1 protein-coding gene is annotated in these 645 nt (G+C 56.7%); it reads right to left on the reverse strand.

The genetic code is table 11. The features are described from left to right. On the reverse strand, window positions 1–371 hold a 371-nt coding region (locus AC30D7_RS28740), incomplete at its 3' end, for an IS110 family transposase (RefSeq protein ID WP_490136330.1). Window positions 372–645 lie beyond the last annotated feature (274 nt).

A 645-nucleotide genomic window follows, 5' to 3' on the forward strand; every position in this document is an offset into this window, starting at 1 on the left:
AGCTGGGCGGGGCTTGGAGGAGTCCACAAGCGAGGCGTCATGCGTTCGCCGTACTCCGCTAGCAACTGGGCGTCGATGGCGTCCGTTTTACTGTGTTGAAGCATCAGTCTTGCAAAATTGCGGGAGCTTTTCGGGTTGATCACAGAAACCGGCAAGCCTGCAGTGCTTAACTCCAGGGCCAGATCCAGGTAATAAATCCCGGTGGCTTCCATGACCACAGAAAGCGGTTTGAGCGCTATCAGCTTTTTCACGGCCGCCTTGCGTCCCTTGGGCGTTTGAGCGATATCCCACGAGCCAGCTGCACGGCCTTTGTCACGCCATCCCATTGCTGTGGTGCGAGAACCAACATCCAATCCGACGTGAACACTCATGCTTTCCACTCCAAGGAAACTGGGTGAAGATGGCTCCTGGTTCCCCTGACCTCGAACTTCATGCCGCTGCAACCTTGTAATGCGAAGTCCGACTTGTCGGCTTCTCGATACTCTTCGTGGTGGGCAATGAGGCGGGGGAGCCTCTCTACAGACAAGGTCAGGAGCAAGTCCTGCCTTCAGGAGCGGTCGGCCTCCCCCAGAAACACATCTTTGAGACAACACCGAGGAGCTTAGCTGCTCTCGCCGGGTGTTCGGCCAACATACAAGGAGCGAG

Source organism: Pseudomonas sp. DF5 (genome assembly GCF_058148225.1).